Below are 3596 nucleotides of genomic sequence, written 5' to 3' on the forward strand. Positions count from 1 at the left end.
AAACACAGAACAACTAGAAAGGGTGTGTTCGCAGCAGGCGATGTAGCCACCGGACCAAGCCTAATAGGTAAGGCATTAAAGAACGGCATTGATGCCGCTATGGCAATTGAGGAATATTTACTTAAGGATGGTTGGAGGGAGTAAAATTATTTATAATTTTAATCCCATATAAAATATAGCGATAATTTTTAAATACATACGGCATTAATTAAATAAGTTAACAAGATACAGAGATAGTACAAGTATGAGGTGGTGTTTAAATAAGTCTACTTACCTACCTGCTTCGTGAGACTCCTATCGTTTGTTTGGGGTAGTAAACAAAGGGTGGGTGCTTACGTCAATAATGTGGTTATGGATTTACCGGAGACTTACATGAGGATTTACGAGACAGATAACGCACCAAACTTTCTCTATGATATGAAATCACTGATTGAGGGTGGCGAACCTATCATGCAATTAATCAGAGATTTAATAAATAGGGCTTTAAAGTCGGGTAATGCCGTAGTTAGGGATCCAGCCTCGATTACCTGGTTGCCGCCTGTCACCAACCCCGAGAAGATCCTTTGTGTTGCAGTCAATTATCGAGAACATGGTAAGGAAAGCAGCGCCAAGCCCCTAGATAGACCATACTTCTTCCCCAAGTTTCCAAACGCGCTTATCGGTCATAAACAACCAATACTGAAGCCTAGGGCTTCCAAGCAAGTTGATTGGGAAGTTGAGTTAGCACTGATCATAGGTAGGAAAGGCAAGTACATCGATGTTGATAGAGCCCTTGACCATGTTTTCGGCTACCTAATACTTAATGACGTCTCAATGCGTGACTGGCAATTCCCCAGTAAGGAGCCCTACGGCATGGATTGGATCTACGGCAAAAGCATGGACTCATCAACACCCGTCGGCCCATACGTGGTAACGAAGGACGAAATAGAGGACCCACATAACTTAAGGCTAACCCTTAGGGTTAATGGTGAGGTGGAGCAGGACGACAATACGAAAAATCTCATATTCAAAATACCAGAATTAATACACTGGGCCTCACAGGGCATAACACTAAAGCCAGGGGACTACATAAGCACTGGAACGCCTGCAGGCGTGGGTTTTCCAAGGAATAAGTTCCTTAGGGGTGGTGATGTTGTGGAGGCTGAGATAGAGGGTATAGGCACGTTAATGAACACCGTTATCGAGGAATAATACTCGTGGTTAAAAACTAATTATGGAAGCAAAAACCTTTAAACCATAAGCAATAAACAATCAAACGCCGGGGTGGCCGAGCCAGGTCCAAGGCGATCTCCGCAGGATTGACGCGGAGACCTTTACGGGCCTGCTAAGTCCGTCCCCGCAAGGGGGCCCGGGTTCAAATCCCGGCCCCGGCACCAGGATAATTTTTCAATGTTTTCTTGAGTGTCTTGTTTTTAGCCGTTAGTTTGCCCTAGTGTTTTACTTATGGGTTTAGGTTGGCTATTTCGGAGAAGTCTTTTCTGCCGAGGCCCTTTTGGTTGGCTGTTTCGAGGGTTTTGTTTATTGTGGTTAGTAGTGGTAGTGTTTTGCCTCTGTTTGTTGCGTGCTTTATTGTTTGGTCTATTACGTATTTGGCTAGGTTTATTGAGAATGATTCTGGGTAGTTGTTGTTCAGCATCCAGGGTAACCTCGTCCTTAGTTGTGCTGAGTCTGCCCCGCTCATGGTTAGCGCTTTCATTAGTGTGTCGTTGTTTAAGTTCAATTCCTTAATTAACGGCATTAGCTCTGCCAGAATTGCCGTATTGGCTATTATTATTGATGTGCTTATTAACTTGAGTAGTGTGGCTTGTTCGTGGGATCCTACGTATATTGGCGTACCCAGTTGCCTGAGTCCCTCCTCACTGGTCCTGTATAGCTTCTCGTCACCACCCACGAACATGACTAGAGTCCCTGACAATTAACGACAAGCCTCGCCCTTTAGGGCGGGTTTTCCCACTGCGTGGGGGCTCAGTATCAGGTTTATAAAACCCTGCCTTGCTGGTGGCAACTGGTGCCTGGGTTGGTGCCTTTCTCTTCCTCTGGTGAGTTGGTGGGTCGATTACCCACTGTTTTCACCAACCCGGGCACTCCCTCTTTTCGTAAAAAGATGGATGAAAACAGGCGTACTGTTAGGCTGAGGCTACTGCCAAGTGGTTCTCAAGAGCGCAAGTTGCGTAGAATTGCCGATGCCACAGCTAGGCTTTGGAATGAACTGAATTATGCTAGATTGGTGCAGTTTAGGGAAACGGGTAGGGTTGATTTCGAAGACACAGAGCACGAGTTTTATCACAAGTACAAGGATAGGTTGGGTGTGAATGCTGGGCAGGTGATTAACCTAAACAACCAAGAGTGGGATTCATTCTTCGAGCTGAATAAGATGTATAAACAAGGCAAGCTGCCGAGGTTTTACGGAAAGCCTTCACCGCCAGGCTTCTGGAAGGACAAGGTGTTGGGGAAGAGGTTGTTAAGAATCTTGGTGAGGAACGATAGGTACTACCTAGAGCTTATCAATGGTGGTGAAGGATACATAGTCCTAAAGGACTGGGGTTTGAAAATAAAATACGCTGGCAAAATTAAGTGGTCTGGTAAACAAGGCACGCTTGTAATCAAGCTTGAGGACAATAGGTGGTTCGCGTATGTGCCCATAGAGGTTGGTGCCAAACCAGCAAAGAGTAACCCGAAGGGTTACGTTAAGGGCATTCGCGAGAAAATACAAATCGAGGAGCCTAAGGGCAGTAACAAGGCTTTCATAGACATTGGCTTGAACAACCTATTCGCAGTAGTCTTCAACCACACCGATGTTGCCATTTTAATCAAGGGCTCAACCATCAAGTCCGAGTACTACTGGTGGAAGCGTGAAATAAGCACTTACCAATCCGTTAGGGATTGGTTGAGGAACCACGGATTCGAGTCATGGAAAAAGTACCACGCAATTTACTTACGCGCAATCTACAAGCAACACGAGAGACTAAGGCACTACTACCGCACAGCCATTAGATTCCTAGCCGAGACACTGTGGCAGATGGGCATTGATGAAGTGTTTATTGGCTACCCATACATGGTGAGCCAAGACAATGGTAATGAGTACAACACAAACATCTGGTGGTATGCGAAAATCATTAATTGGTTGGGTGATGTGTTACAGGAATACGGAATCAAACTCAATGTGGTTAATGAGTACGGTACTAGTAGGCAATGCTCAATATGCAATGTGAATCATGAAAACGGGAGAGTCAAGAGGGGACTCTATGTGTGTAAACTAACTGGAATAAAAATCAATGCCGATCTGAACGCGGCAAGGAACATAGCAAGGAGGGTGGGTTACGAAGTACCAATACCAAGAAAAATACTAAGCTTCATCATAACCACCAACGGCGTGAAACCAATAACCCCCAAGGAGGGGTAACACACGAGACCCCCACGGTAGAAACCCCGCCCTAAAGGGCGGGGAGAGGGTCATTCGGCTTGTTTTGGTCCTCCCTCGAGTCTGACGGTTAGGTAGTTCAATCCCTCCCTATTGACGGTATTGAGCACTTCGTTTAATTCCTCGATGCCCATTGTTGTTGTGTCTAGGATTGTTGATTTGGTGTGTAATTGCT

3 protein-coding genes, 1 tRNA gene and 1 pseudogene are annotated in these 3596 nt (G+C 45.5%); 4 read left to right on the forward strand and 1 reads right to left on the reverse strand.

Features of this window, described 5'->3' with window-relative positions; genetic code table 11:
* From B7L70_RS12030 to B7L70_RS12040, 3 genes and pseudogenes are all read left to right on the forward strand, one after another.
* A pseudogene (locus B7L70_RS12030) lies at positions 1 to 144 on the forward strand (glutamate synthase); the annotation flags it as partial.
* Positions 145 to 285: 141 nt separating this feature from the next.
* On the forward strand, positions 286 to 1191 hold the full coding sequence (locus B7L70_RS12035) for a fumarylacetoacetate hydrolase family protein (RefSeq protein ID WP_081228395.1): 906 nt from the start codon (positions 286 to 288) through the stop codon (positions 1189 to 1191).
* Positions 1192 to 1257: 66 nt separating this feature from the next.
* Positions 1258 to 1376, forward strand: a tRNA-Ser gene (locus B7L70_RS12040).
* Positions 1377 to 1441: 65 nt separating this feature from the next.
* Here the strand turns inward: B7L70_RS12040 and B7L70_RS12045 are convergent.
* Positions 1442 to 1915: an NAD-binding protein gene (locus tag B7L70_RS12045; RefSeq protein WP_238376248.1), complete on the reverse strand. Its 474-nt coding sequence runs from the start codon at positions 1913 to 1915 to the stop codon at positions 1442 to 1444.
* A 93-nt stretch (positions 1916 to 2008) separates the two neighbouring features.
* On the opposite strand from B7L70_RS12045, the gene B7L70_RS12050 reads away from it, so the two are divergent.
* Positions 2009 to 3403, forward strand: coding sequence for a transposase (locus B7L70_RS12050; RefSeq protein WP_238376249.1), 1395 nt, complete (start codon positions 2009 to 2011; stop codon positions 3401 to 3403).
* Positions 3404 to 3596 lie beyond the last annotated feature (193 nt).

The organism is Vulcanisaeta sp. EB80, assembly GCF_002078205.2.